24 protein-coding genes and 2 pseudogenes are annotated in these 26,271 nt (G+C 49.8%); 20 read left to right on the top strand and 6 right to left on the bottom strand.

What is annotated here, in order from left to right; genetic code table 11:
- Positions 1-28: 28 nt before the first annotated feature.
- The 3 genes from ABNT34_RS06190 to ABNT34_RS06180 all read left to right on the top strand — a co-directional run bounded on the left by ABNT34_RS06190 (position 29) and on the right by ABNT34_RS06180 (position 3,281).
- Positions 29-469: a DUF411 domain-containing protein gene (locus ABNT34_RS06190; protein WP_000758228.1), complete on the top strand. Its 441-nt coding sequence runs from the start codon at positions 29-31 to the stop codon at positions 467-469.
- An 84-nt stretch (positions 470-553) separates the two neighbouring features.
- The gene (silP, locus tag ABNT34_RS06185; protein ID WP_348729890.1) at positions 554-3,043 is read left to right on the top strand and encodes an Ag(+)-translocating P-type ATPase SilP; all 2,490 of its coding nucleotides are present in this window, start codon (positions 554-556) and stop codon (positions 3,041-3,043) included.
- Positions 3,044-3,083: 40 nt separating this feature from the next.
- A complete protein-coding gene (locus ABNT34_RS06180) occupies positions 3,084-3,281 on the top strand; it encodes a DUF2933 domain-containing protein (protein WP_000843494.1) in 198 nt (65 codons plus the stop codon).
- 33 nt (positions 3,282-3,314) lie between these two features.
- Here the strand turns inward: ABNT34_RS06180 and ABNT34_RS06175 are convergent.
- Both ABNT34_RS06175 and ABNT34_RS06170 read right to left on the bottom strand, forming a co-directional pair.
- Positions 3,315-3,755 (bottom strand): annotated as a pseudogene (locus ABNT34_RS06175) (peptidoglycan DD-metalloendopeptidase family protein); the annotation flags it as partial.
- A 7-nt stretch (positions 3,756-3,762) separates the two neighbouring features.
- Positions 3,763-4,182, bottom strand: a complete 420-nt coding sequence (locus ABNT34_RS06170) for a transposase DNA-binding-containing protein (protein ID WP_348729791.1) — start codon at positions 4,180-4,182, stop codon at positions 3,763-3,765.
- A gap of 74 nt (positions 4,183-4,256) precedes the next feature.
- Here ABNT34_RS06170 and ABNT34_RS06165 point away from each other — a divergent pair, with 74 nt between their 5' ends.
- From ABNT34_RS06165 to ABNT34_RS06115, 11 genes and pseudogenes are all read left to right on the top strand, one after another.
- Positions 4,257-5,570: a TolC family protein gene (locus tag ABNT34_RS06165; RefSeq protein WP_348729789.1), complete on the top strand. Its 1,314-nt coding sequence runs from the start codon at positions 4,257-4,259 to the stop codon at positions 5,568-5,570.
- Positions 5,567-7,186: an efflux RND transporter periplasmic adaptor subunit gene (locus ABNT34_RS06160; RefSeq protein WP_296296622.1), complete on the top strand. Its 1,620-nt coding sequence runs from the start codon at positions 5,567-5,569 to the stop codon at positions 7,184-7,186. The genes ABNT34_RS06165 and ABNT34_RS06160 overlap by 4 nt, the downstream gene beginning before the upstream one ends.
- Positions 7,183-10,312: pseudogene (locus ABNT34_RS06155) on the top strand (efflux RND transporter permease subunit). The gene ABNT34_RS06160 and the pseudogene ABNT34_RS06155 overlap by 4 nt, the downstream one beginning before the upstream one ends.
- 274 nt (positions 10,313-10,586) lie before the next feature.
- Positions 10,587-10,961: a hypothetical protein gene (locus tag ABNT34_RS06150; protein WP_348729787.1), complete on the top strand. Its 375-nt coding sequence runs from the start codon at positions 10,587-10,589 to the stop codon at positions 10,959-10,961.
- A gap of 106 nt (positions 10,962-11,067) precedes the next feature.
- A complete protein-coding gene (locus ABNT34_RS06145) occupies positions 11,068-11,394 on the top strand; it encodes a hypothetical protein (RefSeq protein ID WP_296296617.1) in 327 nt (108 codons plus the stop codon).
- Positions 11,394-12,827, top strand: coding sequence for a TolC family protein (locus ABNT34_RS06140; RefSeq protein ID WP_348729785.1), 1,434 nt, complete (start codon positions 11,394-11,396; stop codon positions 12,825-12,827). Before ABNT34_RS06145 ends, ABNT34_RS06140 begins: the two co-directional genes overlap by 1 nt.
- 9 nt (positions 12,828-12,836) lie before the next feature.
- On the top strand, positions 12,837-14,252 hold the full coding sequence (locus tag ABNT34_RS06135; RefSeq protein ID WP_348729783.1) for a copper oxidase: 1,416 nt from the start codon (positions 12,837-12,839) through the stop codon (positions 14,250-14,252).
- 16 nt (positions 14,253-14,268) lie between these two features.
- Complete coding sequence (locus tag ABNT34_RS06130; protein WP_348729781.1) at positions 14,269-14,625, top strand: copper-binding protein; 357 nt, start codon at positions 14,269-14,271, stop codon at positions 14,623-14,625.
- A gap of 12 nt (positions 14,626-14,637) precedes the next feature.
- On the top strand, positions 14,638-15,432 hold the full coding sequence (locus tag ABNT34_RS06125; RefSeq protein WP_348729779.1) for a copper resistance protein CopC: 795 nt from the start codon (positions 14,638-14,640) through the stop codon (positions 15,430-15,432).
- A 47-nt stretch (positions 15,433-15,479) separates the two neighbouring features.
- Complete coding sequence (locus ABNT34_RS06120) at positions 15,480-16,340, top strand: CopD family protein (RefSeq protein WP_348729777.1); 861 nt, start codon at positions 15,480-15,482, stop codon at positions 16,338-16,340.
- A gap of 804 nt (positions 16,341-17,144) precedes the next feature.
- The gene (locus tag ABNT34_RS06115) at positions 17,145-18,275 is read left to right on the top strand and encodes an IS4 family transposase (RefSeq protein ID WP_348729775.1); all 1,131 of its coding nucleotides are present in this window, start codon (positions 17,145-17,147) and stop codon (positions 18,273-18,275) included.
- Between the two features lie 53 nt (positions 18,276-18,328).
- On the opposite strand, the gene ABNT34_RS06110 is transcribed toward ABNT34_RS06115, so the two are convergent.
- The 4 genes from ABNT34_RS06110 to ABNT34_RS06095 form a co-directional block, all read right to left on the bottom strand.
- Positions 18,329-19,192 (bottom strand): sterol desaturase family protein, encoded by an 864-nt coding sequence (locus tag ABNT34_RS06110; RefSeq protein WP_296296603.1) that lies wholly within the window; start codon positions 19,190-19,192, stop codon positions 18,329-18,331.
- A gap of 72 nt (positions 19,193-19,264) precedes the next feature.
- Positions 19,265-20,023: a helix-turn-helix domain-containing protein gene (locus ABNT34_RS06105; protein WP_348729772.1), complete on the bottom strand. Its 759-nt coding sequence runs from the start codon at positions 20,021-20,023 to the stop codon at positions 19,265-19,267.
- Positions 20,024-20,025: 2 nt separating this feature from the next.
- Positions 20,026-21,432 carry a heavy metal sensor histidine kinase gene (locus tag ABNT34_RS06100; protein ID WP_348729770.1) on the bottom strand — a complete coding sequence of 469 codons (1,407 nt, stop codon included), beginning with the start codon at positions 21,430-21,432 and terminating at the stop codon, positions 20,026-20,028.
- Entirely contained in the window at positions 21,419-22,111 is a 693-nt protein-coding gene (locus tag ABNT34_RS06095) for a heavy metal response regulator transcription factor (protein ID WP_348729768.1), read from the bottom strand. Before ABNT34_RS06095 ends, ABNT34_RS06100 begins: the two co-directional genes overlap by 14 nt.
- Before the next feature lie 242 nt (positions 22,112-22,353).
- Here ABNT34_RS06095 and ABNT34_RS06090 point away from each other — a divergent pair, with 242 nt between their 5' ends.
- From ABNT34_RS06090 to merR, 6 genes are all read left to right on the top strand, one after another.
- On the top strand, positions 22,354-22,710 hold the full coding sequence (locus tag ABNT34_RS06090) for a hypothetical protein (protein WP_296296597.1): 357 nt from the start codon (positions 22,354-22,356) through the stop codon (positions 22,708-22,710).
- A 30-nt stretch (positions 22,711-22,740) separates the two neighbouring features.
- Entirely contained in the window at positions 22,741-22,968 is a 228-nt protein-coding gene (locus ABNT34_RS06085) for a copper resistance protein B (protein ID WP_348729766.1), read from the top strand.
- Positions 22,969-23,046: 78 nt separating this feature from the next.
- Positions 23,047-23,868, top strand: a complete 822-nt coding sequence (locus tag ABNT34_RS06080) for a formyltransferase family protein (RefSeq protein WP_348729764.1) — start codon at positions 23,047-23,049, stop codon at positions 23,866-23,868.
- A 595-nt stretch (positions 23,869-24,463) separates the two neighbouring features.
- The gene (locus ABNT34_RS06075) at positions 24,464-25,006 is read left to right on the top strand and encodes a DUF411 domain-containing protein (protein WP_296296593.1); all 543 of its coding nucleotides are present in this window, start codon (positions 24,464-24,466) and stop codon (positions 25,004-25,006) included.
- A 100-nt stretch (positions 25,007-25,106) separates the two neighbouring features.
- Positions 25,107-25,334, top strand: a complete 228-nt coding sequence (locus ABNT34_RS06070) for a hypothetical protein (RefSeq protein WP_348729761.1) — start codon at positions 25,107-25,109, stop codon at positions 25,332-25,334.
- A 501-nt stretch (positions 25,335-25,835) separates the two neighbouring features.
- A complete protein-coding gene (gene merR, locus ABNT34_RS06065; protein ID WP_348729759.1) occupies positions 25,836-26,240 on the top strand; it encodes an Hg(II)-responsive transcriptional regulator in 405 nt (134 codons plus the stop codon).
- The last annotated feature ends 31 nt before the right edge of the window (positions 26,241-26,271 follow it).

The raw sequence follows: 26,271 nt of genomic DNA, 5'->3' as shown, positions 1-26,271 counted from the left end.
TTTATATCGATAATATACAGAGGTGAGTATGAAAAAAGTGGTTCTAATGGCGCTGGCTCTCGGCCTTTCACTACCCGCGATGGCGAGTGAAAAAGTGATTGATATGTACAAATCTGAAAACTGTGGCTGTTGTTCCCTGTGGGGCAAAGCGATGGAAAAAGACGGGTTTGAAGTACGAACTCACGTCATGAATGATCAGGCGCTGTCAGCCCTGAAAGAAAAGCATGCTATTCCTGCAGGACTACGAAGTTGTCATACCGCGGTTGCCGGTAATTTGATCATTGAAGGCCATGTGCCTGCGACAACGATACATAAGGCAATGCAGTCTGGTTCGGGTATATACGGTCTCGCCACCCCCGGTATGCCAGCAGGAAGTCCTGGAATGGAGATGGGAGCCCGAAAAGAGGCTTACGATGTTATCGCATTCTCACCGGATGGAAGTAAAAAAGTCTTTCAGCGAATCGAATAGTCAGCGGAACGGCTGATAACGGGACGCCGGTAGCAGGCACTCCTGTGCCGGCGATATTCGTGATAATCGCATCCATTACATACCCTGAAGACAGAAGATGCTTCGGTATGCATAAGGAGAGTTACTGTGAAAAATGAAAATGCAGTGCAACACAACAACCAGACTGCTTCTGAGCAGACATTATCCCCGGACGAGGGCCACGTATTGCATAAGGTGAGAGATCCCGTGTGCGGGATGGCCATCCTGCCCGACAGGGCGCACAGCAGCATTCGATACCAGGACCATCAACTTTATTTCTGCTCCGCCAGCTGTGAGAGTAAATTTAAAGCCCATCCCGATCGTTATCTTACCGAAGATGCCAGTGAACATTCCCATCACCATCACCACGATCATCACGAAGTCAGCCCTGATCAGATAAAACAGCCTCACCACCAGGCGGAAAAAGAGAATTCTGAAGGTGTGTGGACATGTCCGATGCACCCGGAGATACGCCGCAGTGGTCCCGGAAGCTGTCCTGTCTGTGGAATGGCACTGGAGCCGCTCGTAGCTACGGCATCCACGGGGCCGAGTGATGAACTTCACGACATGACAAGACGCTTCTGGCTGGGGTTGTTGCTGGCGTTTCCGGTTCTGGTACTCGAAATGGGATCTCATCTGTTTCCCGACTTGAGGAATACAGTACCGCCACAGTACAACACATGGCTGCAGCTGCTTCTGGCCTCCCCTGTCGTGTTGTGGTGTGGCTGGCCATTCTTCGCCCGAGCCGGAATGTCGTTACGTAACCGCTCCCTGAATATGTTTACCCTTGTTGCAATGGGGACCGGCGTAGCCTGGGTTTACAGCGTCATTGCAACCGTCTTCCCCTCCTGGTTTCCTGCATCGTTCAGAAACATGGATGGCCTGGTGGCCGTTTATTTTGAAGCCGCAGCAGTTATTACGGTGCTTGTTCTGCTGGGACAGGTTCTTGAGCTGCGGGCACGGGAACAAACCTCAGGCGCCATTACTGCGCTTCTGAACCTTGCCCCCAAAACCGCCAGACGGCTGGATCATGACGGTCATGAAACGGATATTAATGCGGAAGATGTCCTGCCTGGCGATAAGCTCCGCATCAGACCTGGAGAGAGTATTCCGGTCGACGGTATCGTGATCGAAGGCAAAACAACCGTTGATGAATCGATGGTGACCGGGGAGTCTATGCCGGTTACCAAAACGAAGAGTGACCCTGTCATTGGGGGGACGATTAATCAGACAGGTAGTCTTATCATCCGTGCAGAGAAAGTCGGTGATGAAACGATGCTCTCACGAATTGTTCAGATGGTCGCTGATGCACAGCGTTCGCGTGCCCCCATCCAGAGAATGGCTGACAGCGTTTCAGGCTGGTTTGTTCCTCTGGTGATACTTATCGCGGTTGTTGCTTTCGTGATCTGGTCTGTCTGGGGGCCCGAGCCCAGGATGGCGCACGGTCTGATTGCGGCTGTGTCGGTCCTGATTATTGCCTGCCCCTGTGCACTGGGGCTGGCCACACCGATGTCGATAATGGTGGGGGTAGGCAAAGGAGCCCAGGCCGGGGTGTTAATCAGGAATGCCGAAGCCCTTGAGCGTCTTGAAAAAGTGGACACGCTGGTTGTCGACAAAACAGGCACGCTCACGGAAGGTTCGCCTACGGTGACTGGGATTATCAGTCTCAATCTGGGTGGGGAAGCATCTCTTTTACGTGTAGCGGCCGCAGTGGAAAAAGGCTCGCAGCATCCGCTGGGTATGGCTGTAGTCCGGGCAGCCCAGCACAGGGGGATCATGATACCCGCAGTCAGTGATTTCAATGCTCCGTCGGGGAAAGGTGTTTCAGGCGATGTTGAAGGTCAACGGGTTGTTATTGGTAATGAACTGGCTATGCAGGAAAACAGTATCGTTATTGATAATCAAAAGGCCGTTGCGGATACGTTGCGGATGGAAGGCGCTACCGTTATCTATGTGGCCACAGATGGGTACCTTGCAGGCCTGATAGCTATCTCGGATCCCGTGAAAGCAACCACGCCGGATGCGCTTAAAGCTTTGCGTCAGGCGGGGATCCGCATTGTTATGCTCACCGGGGATAACCAGCTTACTGCTGAAGCAGTCGCACGGAAACTGGGAATAGATGAGGTTGAAGCCGGGGTTCTGCCTGACGGCAAAAAAGCAGTGATAACCCGACTGAAAGCGTCTGGTCATGTGGTTGCGATGGCGGGGGACGGTGTAAATGATGCCCCGGCGCTGGCAGCGGCTGACGTGGGCATAGCTATGGGAACGGGTACAGATGTGGCAATTGAAAGTGCCGGAGTCACCCTTCTCAAAGGCGACTTGATGATACTGAACAGGGCCCGTCATCTGTCAGAGATCACCATGAAAAATATCCGACAGAATCTGTTTTTTGCATTTATCTACAACGCACTTGGCGTGCCTGTGGCTGCAGGTCTGCTTTATCCTGTGTATGGAATACTGCTGTCGCCAGTTATTGCGGCGGCGGCCATGGCTCTTTCCTCCGTCAGCGTCATTGTGAATGCGTTGCGTCTGAAAAGTGTCAGGCTCGGGAAATAACACTGAGTGAAGGGTCAGTTACGAACAGAAGGAGTCCAGTATGAAAAGTACCACCTATGCGCTTATTGCTGTCGCCGCGATCGCGGCATTTGCCCTCCTGCGCGAACACTGGTCACATGTGGCAGGTTACTGGCCATATCTCTTATTGCTGGTCTGCCCGCTAATGCATCTTTTCCACGGCCACGGAGGGCATGGAGATCATCAACATCACGGAAGTGAAAACGATAAAAAAAATTAATCCGGCAGACGGGGCCGCGTCGCGGTCCCGTTATCAGTCCAGGTATCGTTCGTAGTCTCTGGCATGCGCAAAGGCATGCTGTTCGAGTTTGTTATCAGCGGGTGCCGCTGCCCGGAACGCCAGAGAGTTAACAGGGTTGTTATTGATGACCAGCTCGTAATGCAGATGAGGACCGGATGAACGTCCGCTGTTACCGGATAACGCAATAGCACCTCCCCGTGTAACCCTGGCCCCTTTAGTAACGAGTATTTTATTGAGGTGGAGATAGCGAGTTTTAACACCGGCTTTTCCCGTTACTTCAACAAAATATCCCATGGTACTGTTGTATTCGGCCCGGGTGATTTTTCCGTCGATGACGCTGACTATTTTCGTGTTCATGGGCATGGAATAATCAATGCCATTATGGGGACTCACTTTTCCGGATACCGGGTTAAGTCTTGCAGGATTGAAAGGCGAACTGAGTCTTGCTGCTGTCTCTTGATCAGATCTTGATCCCCTGCGCCATCAGATCTTTGGCTGCAAGAAAGCCATCCAGTTTACTTTGCAGGGCTTCCCAACCTTCCCAGAGGGCGCCCCAGCTGGCAATTCCGGTTCGCTTGCTGTCCATAAAACCGCCCAGTCTGGCTATCGCCATGTAAGCCCACTGCAAGCTACCTGCTTTCTCTTTGCGCTTGCGTTTTCCCTTGTCCAGATAGACGTTGGGATTACGGATAAATCGGTAAGCGCCTTCCTGCAGGGCTTCACTACCCTCTGATGAGATGGTTATTGATTTACCAGAATATTTTGCCAATTGAGCGGCAACGTTAACCAAGCGGGCAGTACGGCGAGGATCACCCAGCGCCGCCGAAGAGAACACAGATTTAGCCCAGTCGGCCGCACGATGAAGAGCAGAAGTTATCATGATCGTTACTATGTTGGGAGTCACATAGAAGATCAGATCCTAGAAAACGGGAAAGGTTCCGTTCAGGACGCTACTTGTGTATAAGAGTCAGCGTTATCAGTGCTTGCTTGTTGCTTTGTTTTACCAATGTTGCAGCAGCGCAATCATCTGCAACAGCACTGACTTTACAAGCTGCTTTGGAGCTTGCTGAAAGCCGTTCTGCAACACTTCAGGCTCAGGATTCAGTGAAACGAGCTGCGCGTGAGATGGCCGTTTCCACATCTCGCCTGCCTGATCCTGTGCTTCGCTTGTCTGTAGACAATCTGCCTGTCGAAGGAGCCATGAGCTACAGTCTGACTGATAATTTTATGACCATGCGTTCAGTCAGCCTGATGCAGACGTTTACAGCAGCTGATAAACGTCAGGCGCGCAGTGTTCGTTATGAACGCGGAGCTGAGGCGGCATCCTCTGAGCAATCATTACTTAAAGCATGGCTACTCACCCAAACAGCCAAGGCCTGGTTCGACCGCTATTACCAAGAGCAAAGGCTCGAACTGTTGCAACGTCAGCGTGACGAAGCCAAAGGGGTGAGTGAGGCTATCGAATCCTCCTATAGTGCCGGTCGTCATAGTCAGGTAGATGTCCTGGCTGCGCATTCTGCAGTAGCACAAATCGATAACCGAATGCTGGAGGCGAGGGCGGAACTCAGCATTATTGAGGCACTTTTGCAACGTTGGATTGGTGACGCGGCTTCAGACCCACTTGCCCCCCCTCCCCGCATTGACAGTACTCGTCTTGTAGCACACCAGTTAGCAGATGATATTAATTTGCATCCGGATGTCGCCGTGCTGAATGCCCGTGAGCGTATTGCGCTGGCGGATGTTGACCTGGCAGAGCTGGAAAAAGATGCTGATTGGAGCTGGTCTCTTATGTACAGCAAGAGAGGCAGTCAGTTTGGCGATATGGTATCGCTTGGCGTGTCCATCCCTCTGCAGTGGGATCAGGCGAACAAGCAAGACAGAGAAGTTGCAGCCAGACTTGCGCAAGTTGAACAGGTGCGTTTTGAACGCGAAGAATTGCGGCGTGAGCACCTTTTTGAGACTCAAAGACTCCTTGTCAACTGGCGCAGCAACCTGACCCGCCTGGAGAACTACAACACGAGGTTGATCCCGTTGGCATCCCAGCGCGTTGACGCTTTAATTGCTGCATTTCGTGGCGGCAAGGCATCTTTGGCAGAAGTACTTGAAGCTCAGCGAATGCTGATCGACACCCAGCTGGACAAGCTAGGTCTTGAAAAACAGACGGCTGCCTGGTGGGCTGAACTGGAATTTCTTATTCCCCGCGACTACAGCAAACCAACCAACTCATACCATCCGTCTAATCACTTAGCTGAGGAGACTTTGCCATGAATAGCAAAACTATCCTGCTCATAGGTCTTGTGACCGCCGGACTCATGGCTGGGGGACTAAGTTTCTATCAATTAGGTTTCAGCAATGGAGAGGCACATGCATTAAGTGCCAGGTCTGCAGAAACTAAAAGAACAACTCAAGTCGTTGACCCCTCAAGCTGGGGGATTTCTGAAGGTGAGGTGGCCTCGAAGCGCCATATTGAAGCAGGCCTCATGGCCGGAGATATAGATCCCGTTACAGAGCGAAAAATTCTCTATTACCACGATCCTATGGTTCCGGGGAACAAGTTTGAGGCGCCGGGAAAATCTCCCTTTATGGATATGATGTTAGTACCGACCTACGCCGGAGCCGAAAGCTCAGACAACAGTACAGTCTCCGTCAGTTCGCGTATTCAGCAGAATCTGGGCGTGCGGACAGGTGAAGTGATGCAGGCTCAATGGTCTCCTGAACTATCAGCTGTGGGTACAGTGGTGTGGAATGACCGTAGTCAATTTGTGGTGCAGGCTCGTGCAACCGGCTTTGTGGAGAAGCTACATGTCCGCACAGCATTAGATCCGGTTCGTAAGGGGCAGTCATTGCTGGAGCTCTATGTACCGGACTGGATAGCAGCGCAGGAGGATTACCTGACCACCCTGGCTTTGAAAACAGAAGGGGTGGAGATGCTTACTCAAGCTGCCCGGCAGCGCATGCGTCAGGCTGGTATGACCGAAACTCAGATCAGCCTTGTAGAAAGGACAAGACAGGTTCATGCCCGTATCACGCTTAGCGCTCCGGCAAGTGGCGTTATCATGGAATTGATGGTTCGTGACGGATCCACAGTAGTTATGGGGACGCCGCTTATGCGCATCAATAGTCTTTCGAGTCTCTGGGTTGAGGCCGAAATACCGGAAAGTCTGACCGCTCAGGTGAGGGTTGGCTCAGAAGTTGAGGCACACACTGCTGCGTTACCAGCAGAAGTGTTCCGTGGTCAGGTGCAAGCCTTATTGCCTGAGATCAATCCAACGACTCGCACACGTAAAGCCCGGATGGTGTTGGATAACCCGCACGAATTGTTGGTGCCAGGCATGTTTGTCCAGATGAAACTCAGCGGTGGACCAGCCCGCACTGCGTTGGTTGTGCCGTCAGAGGCGCCGGTACGTACCGGTCAACGAACCCTTGTTATTGGGGTTGAAAATAAGGCCTTTCGTCCGTTCGAAGTGCGTATTGGTCACGAACAAAATGGTCAGACTGAAATTTTGTCAGGATTAAAGCAAGGGCAAAAAATTGTGCTTTCCGGCCAGTTCCTTATAGACTCTGAAGCCAACTTAAAAGGTGTTGAAGGCCGTTGGTCTTCAGGCAATAAACAAGATTCAGTAAAACCAGCGGCTCAAAGCTACCACACATCTGCATTAGTGGAAGCAGTGTCCGATGAAGCTCTTACGCTGACGCATCCGGAAATACCGGCATTAAAATGGCCTGGCATGACGATGGACTTCAGGCTGGCTCCTGATCACTCATCCATTAAACCTGAGGTGGGTAGCAAGATACAGATTGAGTTTCTTTTGCCGGAGGACGAAGCGCCACTGATCATCCAATGGCAACCAGAACACAACAAGGCGAACGGAGGTGAGCAATGATTGCCCGTTTGATCCACTGGTCTATCACCAACCGCATTCTGGTTTTGCTTGCCACCTTGCTAATAGCTGCATGGGGTGTCATCTCTTTACTTCGGACGCCGCTGGATGCTTTGCCAGATCTGTCGGACACTCAGGTGATCGTTCGTACCAGTTGGCCAGGGCAAGCACCTCAGCTGATTGAAAATCAGATCACCTATCCGATGACGACCACTATGTTGTCAGTGCCTGGGGCGCGGGTGGTGCGTGGTTATTCGTTTTTTGGCGACAGTTATGTGTATGTGTTGTTCGAAGATGGGACTGATCTCTATTGGGCTCGTTGGCGGGTACTTGAATACCTCAATCAGGCGCAATCCCGGCTACCTCCGGGCGCCAGCTCAGCGCTTGGTCCTGATGCGACAGGGGTGGGCTGGATTTACCAGTACGCATTAATCGACCGCTCTGGTCAGCAGGATCTGGCCCAGCTGCGCAGCTTGCAAGACTGGTTTCTCAAGTTTGAATTAAAGACAATATCGGGAGTGGCTGAAGTCGCCACCATCGGCGGTATGGTACGGCAGTATCAAGTGGTGCTGAACCCGGACAAACTTGCTGCTTATCGTATTCCTGTAGAGCAAGTGATCGAGGCCATTCGCCGTGCTAATCAGGAATCCGGTGGATCGGTACTGGAAATGGGCGAGGCCGAGTTTATGGTACGAGCCTCAGGCTACCTGCAAACATTGGACGACTTTCGTGCTATTCCACTGACAACAACGGATGCAGGAGTATCGGTTTTGCTGGGTGACGTTGCCCATGTTCAGATAGGGCCAGAGATGCGCAGGGGGATAGGCGAGCTGGACGGTGAGGGCGAAGCCGTTGGGGGCGTGATTATTATGCGCTCCGGTGAGAACGCCTTAGCCACCATAGCGGCGGTCAAAACAAAATTGACGACGTTGAAGAAGAGTCTGCCGACCGGTGTGGATATAGTGCCGACTTATGACCGCTCCGGACTGATAGAAAGAGCCATTGAGAATCTTAGCTTCAAACTGCTTGAGGAGTTTGCTGTTGTTGCTGTCGTTTGTGCGCTGTTTTTATTCCATCTCCGCTCAGCTTTGGTGGCTATTGTCTCTTTGCCTTTGGGTATTCTGGCCGCATTTATTGTGATGCATTGGCAGGGGGTCAATGCCAACATTATGTCATTGGGCGGCATTGCCATTGCCATAGGTGCTATGGTTGACGCTGCTGTGGTAATGATTGAAAACGCTCATAAACATCTGGAGAAATGGCATCAGGATCATCCTGGGGAGTTGCTGCACGGCGAAACTCGTTGGCGGGTGATCGCCGATGCAGCTGCCGAGGTAGGTCCTGCGCTGTTTTTTTCTCTGCTGATCATTACGCTGTCATTTGTGCCGGTTTTTACATTAGAGGCACAAGAAGGACGGCTGTTTTCGCCGCTGGCCTTTACCAAAACCTATGCTATGGCAGCCAGTGCTGGTCTGGCGGTCACTTTGATCCCCGTACTAATGGGCTACCTGATCCGCGGCCGGATCCCTGCTGAGCAAAAGAATCCGCTTAATCGCTGCTTACCGCCCTTTACTCAATGTGGTATTGCGTTTTCCCTGGAGCACCATTGTATTTGCCTTTTTGGTTTTTGTGGCCAGCTTATGGCCATTGCAACATCTTGGCACTGAGTTTATGCCGCCTCTTGACGAAGGTGATCTGCTGTATATGCCAACGGCACTTCCTGGCCTGTCCGTCAGTAAAGCTGCACAGTTACTGCAGCAAACCGACCGTCTGATCAAAACAGTACCCGAAGTTGCCAGTGTATACGGAAAAGCGGGCAGAGCAGATACTGCAACGGATCCAGCACCGCTGGTTATGTTTGAAACCACCATTCAGTTTAAACCCAAAAGCGAATGGCGTTCAGGGATGACGGCGGAAAAAATCATTGAAGAACTGGACAGAACAGTGCGGGTGCCGGGCCTGACAAATATCTGGATCCCTCCGATCCGTAACCGTATCGATATGCTGGCAACTGGTATCAAAAGTCCGGTAGGGGTGAAGGTGTTGGGCAGCGATCTTTCGGTGATAAATCAACTGACAAAAGAGATTGAGCAAAAGGTTAAACAGATACCCGGAGTAACCAGCGCTTTTGCAGAGCGTTTGACCGGAGGACGTTATGTTGATATCGATATCCAGCGCGAGCGGGCGGCTCGTTATGGACTGAATATCGCTGACGTCCAGTTGATTGTCGCCAGTGCTGTGGGCGGGATGAACATTGGCGAAACTATTGAAGGGCTGCAGCGTTACCCCATCAACCTTCCTTACCCACGTGAGGTCCGGGATTCACTAGCGCTGTTACGCAGTTTGCCTATTGTTACACCCAAAGGGCAGCAGCTGATACTTAGTGATGTAGCAGACATTCGTATCGAGGATGGGCCACCTATGCTGCGAAGTGAGAACGCCCGTTTGGCAGGCTTTGTGTATGTGGATCTGCGAGGTCGCGACCTGGGCAGTGCAGTGCTGGAGATGCAGCAGGCTGTAGCTGAGCAGGTCAAATTACCACCAGGTTACTCGGTGTCCTGGTCAGGACAATTCGAATTTCTTGAACGAGCCACAGAGAAGCTAAAGCTGGTTGTGCCCTTCACTTTGCTGATCATTTTTATCCTGCTTTACCTGACCTTTAAGCATTTTGCTGAGACTTTGCTATTGATGGCAACCTTGCCCTTTGCACTGGTCGGCGGGATCTGGTTGTTGTTTGGTCTTGGCCACAATCTGTCTGTTGCCAGCGTGGTAGGTTTTATCGCCCTCGCCGGTGTTGCTGCCGAATTCGGTGTGATCATGCTGCTTTACCTCAAACAGGCGTGGCGTGCACGAACCGACCAAAATCAAACCAGTGAAGCTGATTTGTTGGACGCCATTCGTGAAGGGGCAGTGTTACGTGTACGGCCCAAAGCCATGGCAGTTGCGGTGATCCTGGCTGGTCTTTTACCCATTCTATGGGGCGCAGGTACTGGCAGTGAGATTATGCAACGCATAGCGGCCCCTATGGTCGGCGGAATGATTTCTGCGCCGCTGCTGTCCATGTTTGTGATCCCAGCAGCTTATTACCTGATGTATCGGCCTCGTCGAGGAACGAATGTAAAAGTCTAAGACACATAACTCCCAATGATAGTAGCTTCCAGCCTCAGATTAAATCAGAGGCTGGTTTTTTAGCTCCTTTGCAATATCACATTTTACATTAATATCCTCTGACAGCTACATAGACGCTACTATGCTATTACTCTGTTCAGGCATGGCGACGCAGCGATTTTGATGGCAAGAACCATAGCCCATTTTGTTCACATTTAAACGAAGTGGGTGAAGTTAGGTTGAACTTTTATGCAAACAGCTTTATATTAATACGGAATCACCCTAGAGTATTTTCATGCTTCGTCAAACTTGGGTTATCATTGCATTGTTAAGTCTGTTTCTTCTTAAGGGGACGGGGCTTTATGCTATGGTGCATTGCCAGACGGTTCCTACCAACGTTGAAGCAAGTATGACGACACATCATCAAGACATGATGGCCGAGCATGGACATGCGAATGTTTCACCGGTTTCGGATACAAATTCACCGATTGATATGGATTTGACCAGTGGTTGTCAGGCATGTGATGACTGCTGTAATATCCACTGTGCTGCCTTTCCTGTCACCCCCGAAGTATCAGTCAGTGATACTCATGACAAAGTTCTTCAATACACTTACTTCCATTCCAGCGCCATTATTCCGACTCAGGAACGACCACCTAAATTTGCTTAATCTTCACGACTAACGACATTAGCCGAGTCATTTATCTGCAACTTTGATCACCATTGTTGGCTGTTCGGCTAAGCTGTTTTAATTTCAGTTTGAAGAGATCTTTTGTATGAAAAGTAAACGATTTAAGTGTTGGGGAAAACACTCAACTCTGTTCGTGCTATCTGCATTATTGCCGTTATCAAGTCTGGAGGCTGCAGAGCTTCCTATGCCTGAGTCATTACGATCTGATGCACAGGGCCTGACCATCACCTATGTTCCGGTCAATGTAATTCAAGTCAAAGCCCCAGCGGTTTCCCCCTGGAAAGAGACAAATCAGCGTGTCGGAGAAATAGGTGGGTGGATGTTCTATGCCACAGAAGCCGCTTCAGATGGCGAGGACCCACATAAAACTCACCATAAGCCGGTGTCGGAAAACCATGAGGGGCACAAGTAATGCGAGTGCATACATACAGAGCCAATACAGTAAGTCTTCCGTCGCCAAAAGCATCGTTCTTAGCCATAAGCATCGTGTTTATCCTGTCAGGCTGTGCGGTTGATCCAGGAAATAGCGTTGATGTAATTCAAAAGGAAATTGCCAGCATAGCGCCTACACCTTTAATGCTGATTCAAGACAATGAGCAACAACGAAGTGTCGATCAGCGGGTAAATGCTCTATTGCTGCAGCCTCTGACTTTAGACTCTGCAGTTGAAATTGCGACACTCAATAACAAGTCGATACAAGCAGCGCTCCATAGTTTAGGCATTTCCGCTGTTGAATTGCAGCAGGCTACCCAACTGCCAAATCCTGGCATAAAGCTCACACGCAGCACTTCAGATGGCTCGTATTCAACCGAGCTGGAGTTTGGCATCAATCTGTTATCGGTTTTAACGTTGCCCAAAGTCCGTTCGATCGAAACTCAGCGATTTCAGCAGGAACGACTGAGTACTGCGCAGGAAATAGCGAGCATAATCAACGAAACAAAAATTGCCTACTGGAATGCTGTCGCAGCTCGAGAGGTACTTAGTTACATCGAAAAAGTGCATACAACAACCCAGGCCAGTGCTGAATTAGCCAATCGGATGACAGCAGTAGGCAACTTCAGCAAGTTAGATTACTTGCGAGAGCAAGGACAGCTCAGTGAGGCAACCTTAAATTTAGTCACAGCGCGGCAAGCTGTGTACTCAAGCACCGAACAACTGAATCGTTTGTTAGGTTTGTGGAGCAACATTCAAAAAATCCAGCTCCCTGAACGCTTACCTGAACTGCCAACAGAAATCAGACAAGTTGCTGAACTCGAAGCAAACGCATTGGAACAACGATTGGATGTAAAACTGGCAAAAATGAAGCTACAGATGATCGCAGCTAACGCTGGGCTAACCAAAGCTACTCGTTTTATTAATGCGTTCGATTTTGAAGCCGGTGGCAATACGAAAGACAGTAGTGAACGTAGTTACAGTGCATCTCTGGAACTACCTATTTTTGACTGGGGGAACTATCGCGTCAGGAAGGTAGAGGCAGAGTACTGGCAAGCATTTAATGAAGCTACAGCTACCGGGGTAAATGCCCGCTCAGAGATCAGAGAAAGATATTTAATTTACAGATCAATGTATGACCTTGCGTCCCATTACAAAAGCAATGTGCTGCCTATTCAACAACAAATCGCAGAGGAAAATCAGCTGCGTTATAACGGTATGTTTATCAGCGTATTTGAGCTCGTTGCTGATGCACGAAATCAAATCTCAGCAGTCACTGGATATGTCAATGCAGCTAAAGACTTTTGGGTGGCTAAATCCCAGTTGGATCTGGCATTAATTGGTGCTCCTGTCGTCGTTGGAGATGCCGAACAAACAAAACCAGCCGCTAAAGCCGAATCTGCAGGCCATTAAGGAGATTTTATGTATTCTCGTCGTGATTTAATCAAAAGCCTGGGAGTTATTGCCGCAGGTGTCGGTGTTGCCGCTGTCAGTCGCTCGGCGCTGGCTGGTGTACCTGAAGTCGTTAGTCAAACATCTCCGGATACCATGCCACCGTTGATGCCAGCAAATGGAAGACCCTACAATCCTGTTGTTACACTGAATGGCTGGACTTTGCCGTGGCGGATGAACAATGGGGTTAAAGAGTTTCATTTGGTTGCTGAGCCTGTGGTGCGGGAGTTGGCTCCAGGGATGAAAGCCCACTTGTGGGGCTATAACGGTCAGTCTCCTGGCCCGACAATTGAAGTCGTTGAAGGAGACCGAGTCCGTATTTTTGTGACGAACAAGTTACCTGAGCATACCTCCATACACTGGCATGGCCAAAGGCTGCCAAATGGCATGGATGGCGTCGCTGGATTAAATCAGCCTGCCATTCCATCAGGAAAAACCTTCGTCTATGAATTTGTTGCGCGTCGCCCAGGCACCTTCATGTATCACCCGCATGCAGATGAAATGGTACAAATGGCGATGGGAATGATGGGATTTTGGATCACGCACCCAAAAGAAGCTCATCCTCACATCGCTGAAGTGGACAGAGACTTCGTGTTTTTGCTGAATGCGTATGACATCGAACCTGGTAGCTACACGCCAAAAATAATGACGATGTTGGATTTCAATTTGTGGACGTGGAACAGCCGGACATTCCCAGGTATCGATCCTCTGGTTGTTCGTAAAAATGACAACGTACGGATCCGGGTTGGCAATCTGACGATGACCAACCATCCAATTCATGTTCACGGACATGAGTTCACGGTCACGGGCACAGATGGCGGTCCAACCCCACCAGGCAGCCGCTGGCCTGAGGTCACGACTGATATTGCGGTTGGACAAATGCGTCAGATTGAATTCCTTGCTGATGAAGTGGGCGACTGGGCATTTCATTGCCACAAGTCTCATCACACCATGAATGCTATGGGTCATGACATCCCCACGATGATTGGTGTTGACCACAGCGGACTCAGCAAAAAAATCCATACTCTGGTACCCGATTATATGGTGATGGGTGAACGCGGCATGGCTGATATGGCCGAAATGACAATGCCTTTACCAGACAATACATTGCCAATGATGACAGGAGATGGACCTTTTGGTTCGGTTGAAATGGGAGGCATGTTTAGCGTACTTAAAGTGCGTGAAGATCAAGCTCCCAATGATTACAAAGATCCGGGTTGGTTCAAACACCCGGAAGGAACCGTTGCCAGAGAATGGACTGGAGACGTCGGCCAACCTACTCGTTCGAAAGAGCAGGGCGGAAACCTGATGCCTTTGAAGCAAACCCCTCAAAGTACCGTAGAAATGAAAGTTCGCAAACCAAAAGCCCACAGTGGCCACAACTAACCAATAAAGGTGATTTATGAAAACTATCAATTTAAAACTTTTAGCTCTGGCTTTTATGGCAACAACAACTGTTCCTGTCATTGCACAAGAAGAGCATGCACATGATGCACATCAGGCTGAGGTTACAGCCGAAGCATCGCAAATGACGATGGCGACTATCCGCAAGCTCGATCTGGACAATGGAAAAATTACCCTGAAACACGAGGCGATAAAAAATCTTGGAATGCCAGGGATGACGATGGTGTTCCAAATCGAGGACAAAACACTATTCAACGGTTTAAGTGAAGGCGATATGGTGCAGTTCAAAGCAGAGAAAAAGGGCACGGCTCTCGTTGTGACTTCTCTTGAAAAAATGCAACACAAAGGTCACTAAGGAATTCACTAGATGCTTACTCTTCTCAACATACAACGTCAGCTCATACTATTCACGATAGTATGTGTCGGGTTGTTCTCAGCGACAGCGTTCGCCCATACCAGTCTGAAATCTTCAGTACCGGCTGATGGACAAGTTGTTCCGGATGTACGTCAGATCAGCGTTGTATTTGGTGCTTCAATCCGCTTGATGACTTTTACGCTGACTGACGCCGCCGGGAATACTATCCCCACTGATTTTGCACGGTCTTCAACGAAACAATCCCGGTTTGACATTGGAGTCGGAACACCATTACCAAACACCTCTTATAGCGTGGGGTGGATGGCAATGGGAGATGACGGACATAAAATTGATGGGAACTTCCGGTTTGTCGTGGAGCCAACGGCCAGTGCAACGGCTCACGTTGCTGCACAAGATGACAAACCGGTCTTATTGACAGGAATGGAGCTTGACGCTGCTAAAGCCGTTTTACAGTTTCATAAAGCATTGAAAGATGGAGACAAGGCCACTGTAAAACGATTGTTAGCTGACAATGTGATTATTTTTGAAGGTGGTGGTGTTGAGCGTTCTGAAGCTGAGTATGAACAACATCATATGTCAGCAGATATGGCATACCTCAAAGAAATGTCGGTGAAAACGCTTGAGCACCATGTAACCGTATCAGGAAGCAGTGCTGTGTCTTTATCACGTTCCAAGGTGAATGGAACCTACAAAGGAAAAATTGTTGATCGCGAAGGGATGGAAACCATCACATTGCAAAAGCAAGACGATGCGTGGTTAATCACCCACATCCATTGGTCAAATTAATTTTTGTAACAACCGAGGGAGCTATGCTCCCTCTTTAGGATCTTAGAGTGGACATCATCGAAATATCTTCTTGGCTAGCACGAGTTATGTTCTATGCAGCAACTGCCGCTGTAATAGGAGGTTTGTTTCTTCGAGGCTTGAGCGAAAACCACACGGGTATTGTGGAGTGGCTACGTTGCTATATCCGTTGGGGCTCGTTGATTGGCATGATTAGTATTGTGATTTCATGCTTAAGTCAGCTGTTTATGTTTGGAGGACTGAGTATTAGCAGTTTGTCAGACTCGGACACCTTAACAATGCTTCTCGATAGTACGTTAGGGTGGTCATGGGGTCTGGCCTTTATTGGCTTTTTGGGCTGTTTTGTTGGGGCGCTGGATAAAATAAAAAACTCGACATGTCTGCAATTGGTCACCTCAGGAACTTTTCTTGTTGTGCTCTCTTTTTGGTTTGCAGGCCATCTTGTTGACTCTCACTGGTATGTGCATCTGTCTCTTTTAATACATGTTGTAGCAATTGGCATGTGGCTGGGGTCTCTCTTGCCGTTGTGGAAAGTGACAACGATCGCAGATTTGGAACTGATGCGTCGCATCATGCTTAAATTTGGTAAAATTGCGCTCTTTTTTATCCCTGCATTGCTCATTGCTGGGCTATTCATGTTGTTGTTTTTATTGGATGATTTTCGTTTGCTGTTTCAGGATAGTTATGGACAAACCATGCTCGCCAAACTGTTTGCTGTAACTTTATTGCTTGGACTTGGCGCATTAAACAAGCTAGTGCTTGTACCTCGTTTACCAACGGCTGATATTGTCTATCGATTACGAAAGTCGATTGTCATTGAAATGGTCGTGGGAGGATTAGTGCTGGGGCTTACAGCATTAGCGACAGCCATTATTGGGCTGGAACGTTGATGGCTTACATACTTAAACCGTCCGGCGTGTTCTACAAACAAAAGCCAGCTCATCAGGAGTGGGTGTGTAAATCTCCGCTAATTCCCGCTCGGAATACGCCGACTTTAGCCGCGGGTAGGCAGTTTCATGTATCGCACTTACCTTGATGTAAGGCAATAATCAATTATCATTCCGGTGCCGATACCTTTCCCGAGCACAATCCCAGTCTCCACCGCCGTTAATTTTAAATAGGCCTGACGGTTGCCAAACGATGGAAGTCTAACTATCTCCGGGGTTTATTTCAATGAAACATGAAAAAACGCCGGGGGCGACTTTTTCGCCATTGAGGCTAAGGCAGCGGCAACGTTGAGTGCCAAGGATTTTTCCGGTCTGAAACGTTTTCAAAGCATCGCTGGCGATCGCCTCCAAATCGGCATCCTGCTCTACGATGGGGATCAAACTACCGCTTTTGGTGACAATCTCTATGCCGTATCACTGGGAACGCTCTGGTCATGAACAGGAACTTCACCATTGGCCAGTTGGCCAACGCTGCAGGTGTCAATGTCGAAACCATTCGCCACTGCGAACACCGTTGGTTGGTCACACAACCTCCCAGACCATCCCAAGGGTGTCGAACCTGAGGCATCCCCACAAAATATCGATTGAAAACAAAAAGATGAGCTAAGAAGGAACATTCATGGTGCTTGGTGATCTGATTCATCGCCAAACAAATTAGAGAACCAAAACGCCATGAATGTTAGTCGCATCTTAGCTAGTTTTATCCGGAACGTCACGCCCATATCTCACAAGGTCCGAAGGGAATCTTTGCGCTCTGCTGTACAAAGTTGCATAGAAAACCAAACACTTACCGTCACCGGCATTGGCCGGGGTATTGCCGGAAAGACCAAAGAAAAACACCGGATTAAACGCGCCGACCGCTTGTTATCCAACCGCTGGATGCAAATCGAGCGTCCCCTGGTCTATGCCGCCTTAATCCGGCTTCTTATTAGTCATTTGCCAAGGCCAGTGATACACGTCGATTGGTCAGATTTGGATGCAAGCCGTGGCAATTATCTGCTTCGTGCTTCTCTGGCTTTCAAAGGCCGGGCCTTAACTTTGTACGAACAGGTGTATCCGCTGAATCGAAAGGAAAAACCAGAAGAACATCAACGCTTTATTGAGCTGTTTAAAGACATGTTGCCTGCACATTGCAAACCCATAATTGTCACTGATTCCGGCTTTAAAGTGCCCTGGTTTCAACTGATCCAGCAACAAGGTTGGGACTTCGTTGCCCGTATCCGTGGCAATTCCAAGTGCCATACCACTGAACATGGCTGGCTGAATTGTCAGGACTTATTTAAAAAAGCCAGCAAACAACCCAAGACCTTTATCAATAGCACACTCAGGCTGAAAAATGGCTTTGCTGTTCAGTTAGTTCTGTATAAAAAGGCACTCAAAGGCCGGACTAAGCTGACCAAACTCGGTGAAAAGTGCCTCGACAGCCACAGTCGCGACTCATCGCGCAGTGCAAGAGAACCCTGGCTGTTAGCAACCAGCCTTAACCTTGATGATCTTAAATCTATACAACAGGTTATCTCTGCCTATCGCTCCCGCATGCAAATAGAAGAAAGCTTCCGCGACAACAAATCAGCCCGTTATGGTTTGAGTCTCGAATGGCAAGGATGTAAATGTCCGCAGCGCTTGGCCGTATTAATTATGATAGGAACATTGGCGCATACATTATTGATATTTATAGGTTTATCAGGCGTAAGCGCAGGGCTTCACCGGCAGTTTCAGGCTAATACCACCAAACACAGAGCTGTGCTGAGTTATGCCTATCTGGCGCTCAGGATGATAGGACGAAAGCTGGATACTCTCAGGAGCAGGGACTGGCGAAACGGCATCCACGAATTCAGGCAAATAACCGCTTCTTACGGAGATCATTTACATGCTTAAATTCGTGGGGATCCTTCAGGTGTCGAACCCGACCGACTTAATCGAACCGGATGTTACTGTTCTGTCGCTGAAAACTGAAAAGGCTGGAGCAACTGACCCACATAATGCTTTGGATAATCGGGCTCCGAGGAAATACCAAGATCTTTTATGGCAATTTTTCGGGAAGAGTCAAAGTAGGCTGTTCCCAAAAGCCTGTCCGTCAGAGTGGTAAACAGACCAAAATTCACATCGCCTTCCTTGGCTGTGTTCAGGTGATGAAATCGGTGCACGCTGTTAATGGCCAGAATATGCTTTAGCGGCCCTGAAAAATACGCCACGTTGGAGTGTTGCAAAAGTAGCTGGAGTACTACCGCCACCACCAGCAACAGCATGATGTTGTGAGGCACACCCATCAAAAGCAGCGGCATGGTTCCCGCTATGGTTTCGATTAACTGGTGCAGTGGATGCTTCATCAGACCATTAAAACCATACAAGCGCTTTGCGCTGTGATGGACGGCATGCAGTTTCCACAGGCTATGGAAGCGGTGGCTGGCGAAATGAGCCAGGGTAATACCCATGTCGGCAATCAAGATCGCCACGACCAGTTGCAACGGTAGTGGCAGGCTGGATGGCCAAAGATCTAACAGCGAAAACGCCTGACCAACCAGCGGAAGCATCAAAAGCCCAAGTATATTGAGCGATTCGTTAACGATGGCATGAATAAAATCTGTGCCTTGATCCTGTTGGGATAGATTGAACGTGGGGTCATAGGGAACAATCTTTTCGCAAATGAACGACAGACCCACAAACCCCGATAGCAATAAAGCCAACCACGCATCAGCGTATCCTGATCCTACAAGATAAATAGCAATGCCATTACCAGCCAGCAGAAAAAAAGGCAGATAAAATAACTTGATCAACCATCGACTTGTACTCATTGCAAAAACTCCACTAAATTCATTGAGAGCTTATTTTGTACTTAGCAGGTCATTCACCATTGAACGAAAGAGCTATTTTTCCGAAAGGAGCTGTTTAATTGTTGTAGAGTTGACGCCAAACGCTTCCATCGCGGCACGACAGAAATGTGCTTGATCGGAAAAACCTGCCGTCATCGCAGCATCTGTGAGTGACAGGCTTTGGCTGAGTTCGAATGCCAGCAGAAGCTTTAGCCATTTCTTATAGCTTCTGAACGGCAAGCCGGCTTGCTCGCTGAACCAGTGGGAGAATCGGCTCGATGAGAGGTGGGCAAGTTCAGCCAAAACAGTGCGTGAAGGTTCCCGTCCATGCATTAACTCGGATCGTAACACTTCAACCACCGGTTGGAACCGATTATCCTGGCGAGATAAGCTACAGGTGCAGGTTTTCCGAAAATCCTCAAGCGCAGCTTGCAGATCGTCTGTGCTGTTTAACTGGATGAGTTGCTCCATGCCGGGTGTGCCGTCAAGCTTAATAATGGGGATGTTTTGTGCCATCGCCTGGGGAAGCAGGGTTTTACAAATATTGTGGGTCGGATCTGCATAGAGGCAGAGCACCCTGGCAGTTTGTAACTGATGGATTGTACCTGCGGGGATCAACAGACTCGTCCCGGCATAACACGCTTGGCCAACGCGCACCTCAACCGGGTTGCCCAGACCCACAACCATCTGATGCGCCCAATGTTTGTGGGGCTTGTTATCGCCAGCCTTACCCCGAAAGGCGATGAGGCCTGGCACCATGGCCACTTTACCTTGCCACGATTGACCCTGGCGTGTTTTCTTGGATACAGACATGCTCAGCCTCTTCGCTCTTCCGGGGCGGGCAGATAGAGGGTGAAGCTGGTGGCGTGCTGATCAGAGCTTGCCTCGACCCGACCACCATGAGTTTCAACAATGGAACGGACAATGGCCAACCCGAGTCCGGCCCCCTCGCTCTGGCGTGCTCTGGAAGGATCGGCGCGGTAAAAGCGATCAAACACGTTTGGCAGGTGTTCTGCGTGGATCTCGAGGCCCGGGTTGATCACGCTCAGCGCCACCATATCATTGATAGTTGTACTCAACCGAACCCGTATCCATTTGCCTGCCGGGGTGTAACGAATGGCGTTCGACAGCAGGTTGGAGATGGCCCGGCGCAGCATGGCGCGATCACCACTTACCGCCGGTGCCTGCCCCTCCAGAGACAGGGTGATGTGTTTTTCCTCCGCCAACGCCTCGAAGAAGTCGAACAGTTGCCTGACCTCACTAGCCAGATCCAGCGGTACCTGCACCAGTTTGAGTAGACCGTGGTCGCTCTTGGCCAGCCAGAGCATGTCGTTAACCATCTTGGCCAGGCGTTCCTGCTCTTCCAGATTGGAGTACAGGAGCTCACGATATTCGTCCAGTGTTCTCGCCCTGCCCAATGCCACCTGGGTCTGGGTGATGAGATTGGTCAGCGGGGTTCGTAGTTCGTGGGCGATATCCGCGGAGAAATGCGACAGCCGGGTGAAGCTATCTTCCAGTCGACCAATCATCTGATTAAAGGCGGCGGCCAGATCCTGTAGCTCCAGGGGCAAGTTGCGAGAATCAAGTCGAATATGCAATCGGTCGGCCTGAATACTGCGCATCTCGTCCGAGAGACCGCGCAAAGGCGCGTGTCCCTGATGCACTCCAAACCACGCTGCCAGCAAAGTCACGCCGCCAGTGAGCAACATGATAAGCCACAGACTGCGGCGGAACTCTTGCAGAAAATGCAGATGGAAATCCATGCCGATCGCCGTGGCAATGCGATATTCCCGGCGGTCGTTGACCAACCGGGTGATGCCCCCCCGATAGCTATTTCCGTCAATGTGCCAGGTCGTCAGGTTATCGGCATGGATCCGTTTAACGGGGGATAAAGCCGCTATCGCCTGCGCGAAGTCAGCCCCCAGCGAAGCGAACACCAGCTGGCCACGATCATTCCACACCTGAGAATAAACGCCATGGTGTCCCGACACCGCGCGGGAAAGCGCCTCCGGTAGCCGGAGCGGATCGTCCGTACTTTGCAGGGCCTGCGCTACCGCCTCGTGGATCACGGCCAACTCGTCCGCGTCCTGTTCGGCGAAATGGCGCTCGACGGCACCGAGCACCAGATTGCCGATCAACACCAGGCTGATGCCGATGGCTAATGCGACAAAGACCATGACCCTGGCGGTCAGCGAAAGTGGACGCCGCTCAGTCGTCATCATCATCTGCTTCCACGTCGAGCTTGTAACCCATGCCACGCACCGTCTGGATCAGCTTGGGCTCGAAGTCCTCGTCGATTTTGACGCGCAATCGACGGATGGCTACGTCGATCACATTGGTGTCGGAATCAAAATTCATGTCCCATACCTGCGAGGCGATCAGCGAACGGGGCAAAACCTCACCCTGACGGCGCACCAGCAGCTCCAGCAGGCAGAATTCCTTGTGGCTGAGATTGATTTTTCGGCCGGCGCGGACGACCCTGCGTCTCGGCAGATCCAGGGTGAGATCCGCTATTCTGAGCTGGTCCGACAGGGGCGGTGCCGAGCCTCGGCGCAACAGGGTGCGCACTCGTGCCAGCAACTCGGCAAAGGCGAAGGGCTTTACCAGATAATCATCGGCGCCCAGCTCCAATCCTTTGACACGATCATCCACGCTGTCACGAGCGGTAAGAAACAACACCGGCGTCTGACGTCCTGCCTCCCGCTGCGACTGCACAATGTGCCAGCCATCCACGTCGGGCAGCATGACATCCAGCACGATCAGGTCGAAGGACTCGGTCATTGCCAGATGGTGGCCATCGAGACCGTTTCGAACCAGGCTGACCTGGAATCCGGCCTCGGTCAGCCCTTGCTGCAAATAGTTGCCTGTCTTTATTTCGTCTTCGACGACCAGTAGTCTCATTTAGTCTTGTCCTGTGTCCTTTATGGTCAGTCTAACGGTCCATTCCAAACATCCAGATGGCGCCTAGATTACATTGTTGTAATGCTATGGCCATCTGGCTGACAGAGGAAATTAGTTAAACTAGGAATAACCGGTACGAATGCAGGCTGGCCTTTCGGTCACTATCGCTGGCCTCCTTAATCGGGTTCGACGGGAATGGGCGTGCCACATGAATTGTATCAGTGACTTTATGGAGGGGTGTAATGAACACTCAGTTTCTGCGAAACATGTTGCTCGTTACGACCGTGCTGCTGATTGCCGGATGTGCCAATAGTCCGTTTTACCATCGATACGTCATGGCGGGTCAGGTTGTACAGGCCTCCGAAGGGCGGAGAATCGTCTGCATTGGCGCACCCAAGGGCGCTGAAGTGGGGCAAATACTGGACGCCTACCGCGTCGTGTTTAGAACGGATGTCGTCGAGGAAGGTGAATCTCACTGGTCTCGCAAGTGGGTAGGCAAGGTCAGAATCGATGGGATCATCGATGAGCATTTCGCCACGGTCGATGTTCTGGAAGGCGGCATTCTGAAAAACGACATCGTCGCTCTTAGGGAGCGATAGGACGATATCGTAAACGTTTCGGATAGCGGCTTGTCTGATGCCACATTCGGACTACGATTGCGCTATGCGTTTTCACGCCAGTTGGGGGCTTATGTCGGTGTTGAGTGGAACCGTACTTTTAGCGGTACAGCCTTCCAGTCGCTTGTCAACGGGGGATACCCCGTACGTTGCTGGGATCCTGTTCTGGTTTTAATCAAAAGGCTATTGTCTTTAACACATCCAATGTGTCACATGGTTGATGGTTTGGAAAGCAATTGAAAATATCGATGAACATCTTTGCTCCGCGAAAACCGGTAGTGCATTGCGACTTGAATTAGGAAAAAACAAGGTTGGAAGATGAAAATACTCTACTTGGGGAATGATGAGTATCGTAATTGTCTGAGATACTTGATTGATAATGGACACGAAATTGCAGCTGTGTATGTTAATGAGGTCAATAGCTGCTCAGAATTTACAATGACATTATGTGCAGAACATGGCATTACTGTTTTGCGGCACAAGCCTTCAAAAGAAGAGCTTTGGATTCATTATGAAGACGGCGTTGAACTGTTTTTAAGTGCTGACTATCAGTATACAATTCCTCTGGTCTCAACACAAATGCTGGGTGTGAATATTCATCCAACTCTATTACCGGTAGGTCGCGGACCAACACCCCTCCCTTTCTTATTAGAGGCTCACGACAATTTTGCGGGGATTACATTACATAGAATATCTCCTGAGCTCGACAGCGGAGACATATTTCTCCAGCAAAAGCTGAATGTTACTCAGAACGATTCTCTCAACTCCCTCAAAGTGAAACTCTGCATACTGGCGCAGGATTTGCTCGAACAGTTTCTAAAGAACCCGCAACAGTATGTAGATACTGCCAAACCTCAAGGCAAAGGAATATATTGGTCTGAGCCTGAAGCGTCAGAGCGAACCTTAAACTGGAGCGAACAACTTTCGACTATAAAAACCAAGCTCAGACGCTTTGGACATTTCGGTATTTATACAACAATTGAGGAACAACCTGCGATAATAAATTGTGCTGAACTAATCGAGTATAAACACAATAAGCCTTTAGGTGTTGTCCTGTACGAGGATGCATTTATTGTAGCTGTTTCAGTATCAACTGGGTTTGTTGTGATTTTGAAGGAGAATATATGTTACATGTATTAAGCAATCACTTTTTAGCGCATCCGACTTTGTATCATGTTACGGTGGTATGTAAGCAATATTCTGGCTACTTTGGCGTAATGGATTGGTGAGATACTTTTTTATGCGACCTGGCGCGTTGTTAATATTTCTGCTGCTGGTGACGCTCCTTGCAAGGAGCGCGTTTGCGGCTTCGTCAGACTTCTGCACCATGCCCGCCAATCAACCGGCACCGGTCGGCCTATTCCAGGGTGAGCATGCGCATCTGAACCACGCTCAGTTGGAGCATGATGCCATGCAGCATGGCGCCGGTGAAGTCCAGGATCGATACGACTGCTGTGACACTGACTGTATGATGAGTGGTTGCCTGTCAATGATGCCGCCCGTTGCTCACTTCGCTTCCCCCATTCATGCAGGTTCCATCGCAATTGTTTTTCATGTGCCCGCCTTCCCGCGATCGCCCAGTTTTCCTCTATTAAGACCTCCGATCGCCTGATTGATAGGTAAAAACCGTTTTCTCGAACTGTGATACAAGGCGCTTCGCCTGCACGACTGACGTCTGCTCGTTACCTTGTCATCCATTACTTAATGTTCTATTCAATTGTCTTCGGAGGCAACTATGTATCGATTTAAATTAACGGGCTTGGTGTTGGGGCTGTTGACGCTGCCCTTGATCGCAGCCAGTAATGATGGGCCTATAAACCCAAAAACATCTGACCCATCCGCTGGTGCAGTTGAAACGCTCACCGTCTACAAAAGCCCTACCTGTGGCTGCTGTAAAAAATGGATAGGTCACATTGTAGCCGAGGGCTTTGAGGCCAGTGTCGAACACCCGGCTAATCTGGACGCCATCAAGGATCGCTATCGAATCGCAAACAACCTGCGTTCCTGTCACACCGCTGTGTCAACCCAGGGTCATGTCTTTGAGGGGCATATCCCGGCGCGCTACATTCATCAGTTTCTGGCCAATCCGCCAGCCGACGGGATTGGGCTGACAGTGCCCGCCATGCCCGCTGGCAGTCCTGGTATGGAGGTGGGTGACAAGTTCATGCCATACCGGGTTCTGCTGATGAAAAAAGACGGCAGCACTGAAGTGTTTGCCAGTGTCGAGAGCGCGGCTCAACAGGTTCAGCCACTCCAACAACCGGAAGCGCAGCCATGAAAATATTCGTAACGATGCTTTTTATCCTGCCGCTCGGTATAGGCAGTGTCATAGCCTTTGCGCAATCCCTTCCCGAGACCCTGACGCTGGACGAGGCGATATGACCGGTGGCGCGATCAATCTGGACGGCTTGCTGGAGTTTGAAGCCACTGCCGTAGGTGCAGAATCAACCCTGGCAAAAATCATTCGTTTAGTCGAGCAGGCACAAGGCGCCAAAGCGCCGGTGCAGGCTTTGGTAGACAAGATCAGCAGTATTTTTGTACCTGTGGTGTTAACGTTGCAATTAACAGTGGTGATGTTGCTCTACCAGAGAGATTGCTCAGATTGAAAGGTAACTTGCTATTTGATCCTGCATTGGAAGAATTGTGAAAAGTTGCATTTTGTTACATGACTTTTTTGTGTTTTATGTGAAAAGCAACTTCGTGATTATTAATCTCTGCTTTCGAATAACAAGATTCTTTTATTATGTTGCTATGTGTAGTGGCTCGCAAACATAAGCCCGCGAGCTTGATTACATCCGGCTTCTCGGACTCAGATTAACTGATAAAAGGCCAAACGCTCGGCTCACAATCACTGCTAATGAGATATCCATAATTAATAACGAGCTTGAATTTATCCTTATCGGCTCACATTAACTGGCTACAGTTGTCGTTCGTTATGAACAGTGGACAGTCGCATAAATTCACAAATGTTGTAGTTGCCGTGACCAGCATTGAGGCGATCAATGAACAGCGTTATAGCTGATCGAAACCTATAGGAAGCAAAATCTCGTACTAGTGTTATTGATGCCTAATTATGGATTATAGTAGACCGTATGTAAGTACGGTGAATGGACATCATTTTGTATACAATCGGCCAATTAGCCAACGCAGCCGTTATCAACGTTGAAACTATCCGCTACTACGAACGCCGCGGTCTTGTTGAACAGCCTAATAAACCGACACAGGGGTTTCGCCGGTATCCTGTCACTACCCTGAATCGGCTTCTATTTATCAAACGGGCGCAGGAGTTAGGGTTCACACTGGAAGAAATCCATCATCTGCTCACACTGAATGATACCCCATGTCAGGGCGTTCAGGACGTGGCCACACTCAAGCTTGCCAATGTCCGCTCAAAGATCGCAGATCTGCAGAGTCTGGAACTTGTTCTTCATCATTTGCTGAGTCAATGCGCATCCAATCCGGATCAGACCCATTGCCCCATCATCGAATCCCTACAACCACACAACAACTAAACCCACCGATTGGGCTTGACTCCGTACTATG

The sequence above is a fragment of the Rheinheimera texasensis genome, assembly GCF_964031785.1.
GTDB lineage: Bacteria > Pseudomonadota > Gammaproteobacteria > Enterobacterales > Alteromonadaceae > Pararheinheimera > Pararheinheimera texasensis_A.
This window is presented reverse-complemented; position numbering and strand designations above follow the sequence as displayed.

Coding starts and splice junctions, on each gene's coding strand:
- ABNT34_RS06135 (WP_348729783.1), top strand. CDS start 12,837: ATGTATTCTCGTCGTGATTTAATCAAAAGCCTGGGAGTTATTGCCGCA.
- ABNT34_RS06095 (WP_348729768.1), bottom strand. CDS start 22,111: ATGAGACTACTGGTCGTCGAAGACGAAATAAAGACAGGCAACTATTTG.
- ABNT34_RS06160 (WP_296296622.1), top strand. CDS start 5,567: ATGAATAGCAAAACTATCCTGCTCATAGGTCTTGTGACCGCCGGACTC.
- ABNT34_RS06090 (WP_296296597.1), top strand. CDS start 22,354: ATGAACACTCAGTTTCTGCGAAACATGTTGCTCGTTACGACCGTGCTG.
- ABNT34_RS06100 (WP_348729770.1), bottom strand. CDS start 21,432: ATGATGACGACTGAGCGGCGTCCACTTTCGCTGACCGCCAGGGTCATG.
- ABNT34_RS06110 (WP_296296603.1), bottom strand. CDS start 19,192: ATGAGTACAAGTCGATGGTTGATCAAGTTATTTTATCTGCCTTTTTTT.
- merR (WP_348729759.1), top strand. CDS start 25,836: ATGGACATCATTTTGTATACAATCGGCCAATTAGCCAACGCAGCCGTT.
- ABNT34_RS06170 (WP_348729791.1), bottom strand. CDS start 4,182: ATGATAACTTCTGCTCTTCATCGTGCGGCCGACTGGGCTAAATCTGTG.
- ABNT34_RS06075 (WP_296296593.1), top strand. CDS start 24,464: ATGTATCGATTTAAATTAACGGGCTTGGTGTTGGGGCTGTTGACGCTG.
- ABNT34_RS06180 (WP_000843494.1), top strand. CDS start 3,084: ATGAAAAGTACCACCTATGCGCTTATTGCTGTCGCCGCGATCGCGGCA.
- ABNT34_RS06190 (WP_000758228.1), top strand. CDS start 29: ATGAAAAAAGTGGTTCTAATGGCGCTGGCTCTCGGCCTTTCACTACCC.
- ABNT34_RS06130 (WP_348729781.1), top strand. CDS start 14,269: ATGAAAACTATCAATTTAAAACTTTTAGCTCTGGCTTTTATGGCAACA.
- ABNT34_RS06080 (WP_348729764.1), top strand. CDS start 23,047: ATGAAAATACTCTACTTGGGGAATGATGAGTATCGTAATTGTCTGAGA.
- ABNT34_RS06140 (WP_348729785.1), top strand. CDS start 11,394: ATGCGAGTGCATACATACAGAGCCAATACAGTAAGTCTTCCGTCGCCA.
- ABNT34_RS06150 (WP_348729787.1), top strand. CDS start 10,587: ATGCTTCGTCAAACTTGGGTTATCATTGCATTGTTAAGTCTGTTTCTT.
- ABNT34_RS06145 (WP_296296617.1), top strand. CDS start 11,068: ATGAAAAGTAAACGATTTAAGTGTTGGGGAAAACACTCAACTCTGTTC.
- ABNT34_RS06105 (WP_348729772.1), bottom strand. CDS start 20,023: ATGTCTGTATCCAAGAAAACACGCCAGGGTCAATCGTGGCAAGGTAAA.
- ABNT34_RS06125 (WP_348729779.1), top strand. CDS start 14,638: ATGCTTACTCTTCTCAACATACAACGTCAGCTCATACTATTCACGATA.
- ABNT34_RS06070 (WP_348729761.1), top strand. CDS start 25,107: ATGACCGGTGGCGCGATCAATCTGGACGGCTTGCTGGAGTTTGAAGCC.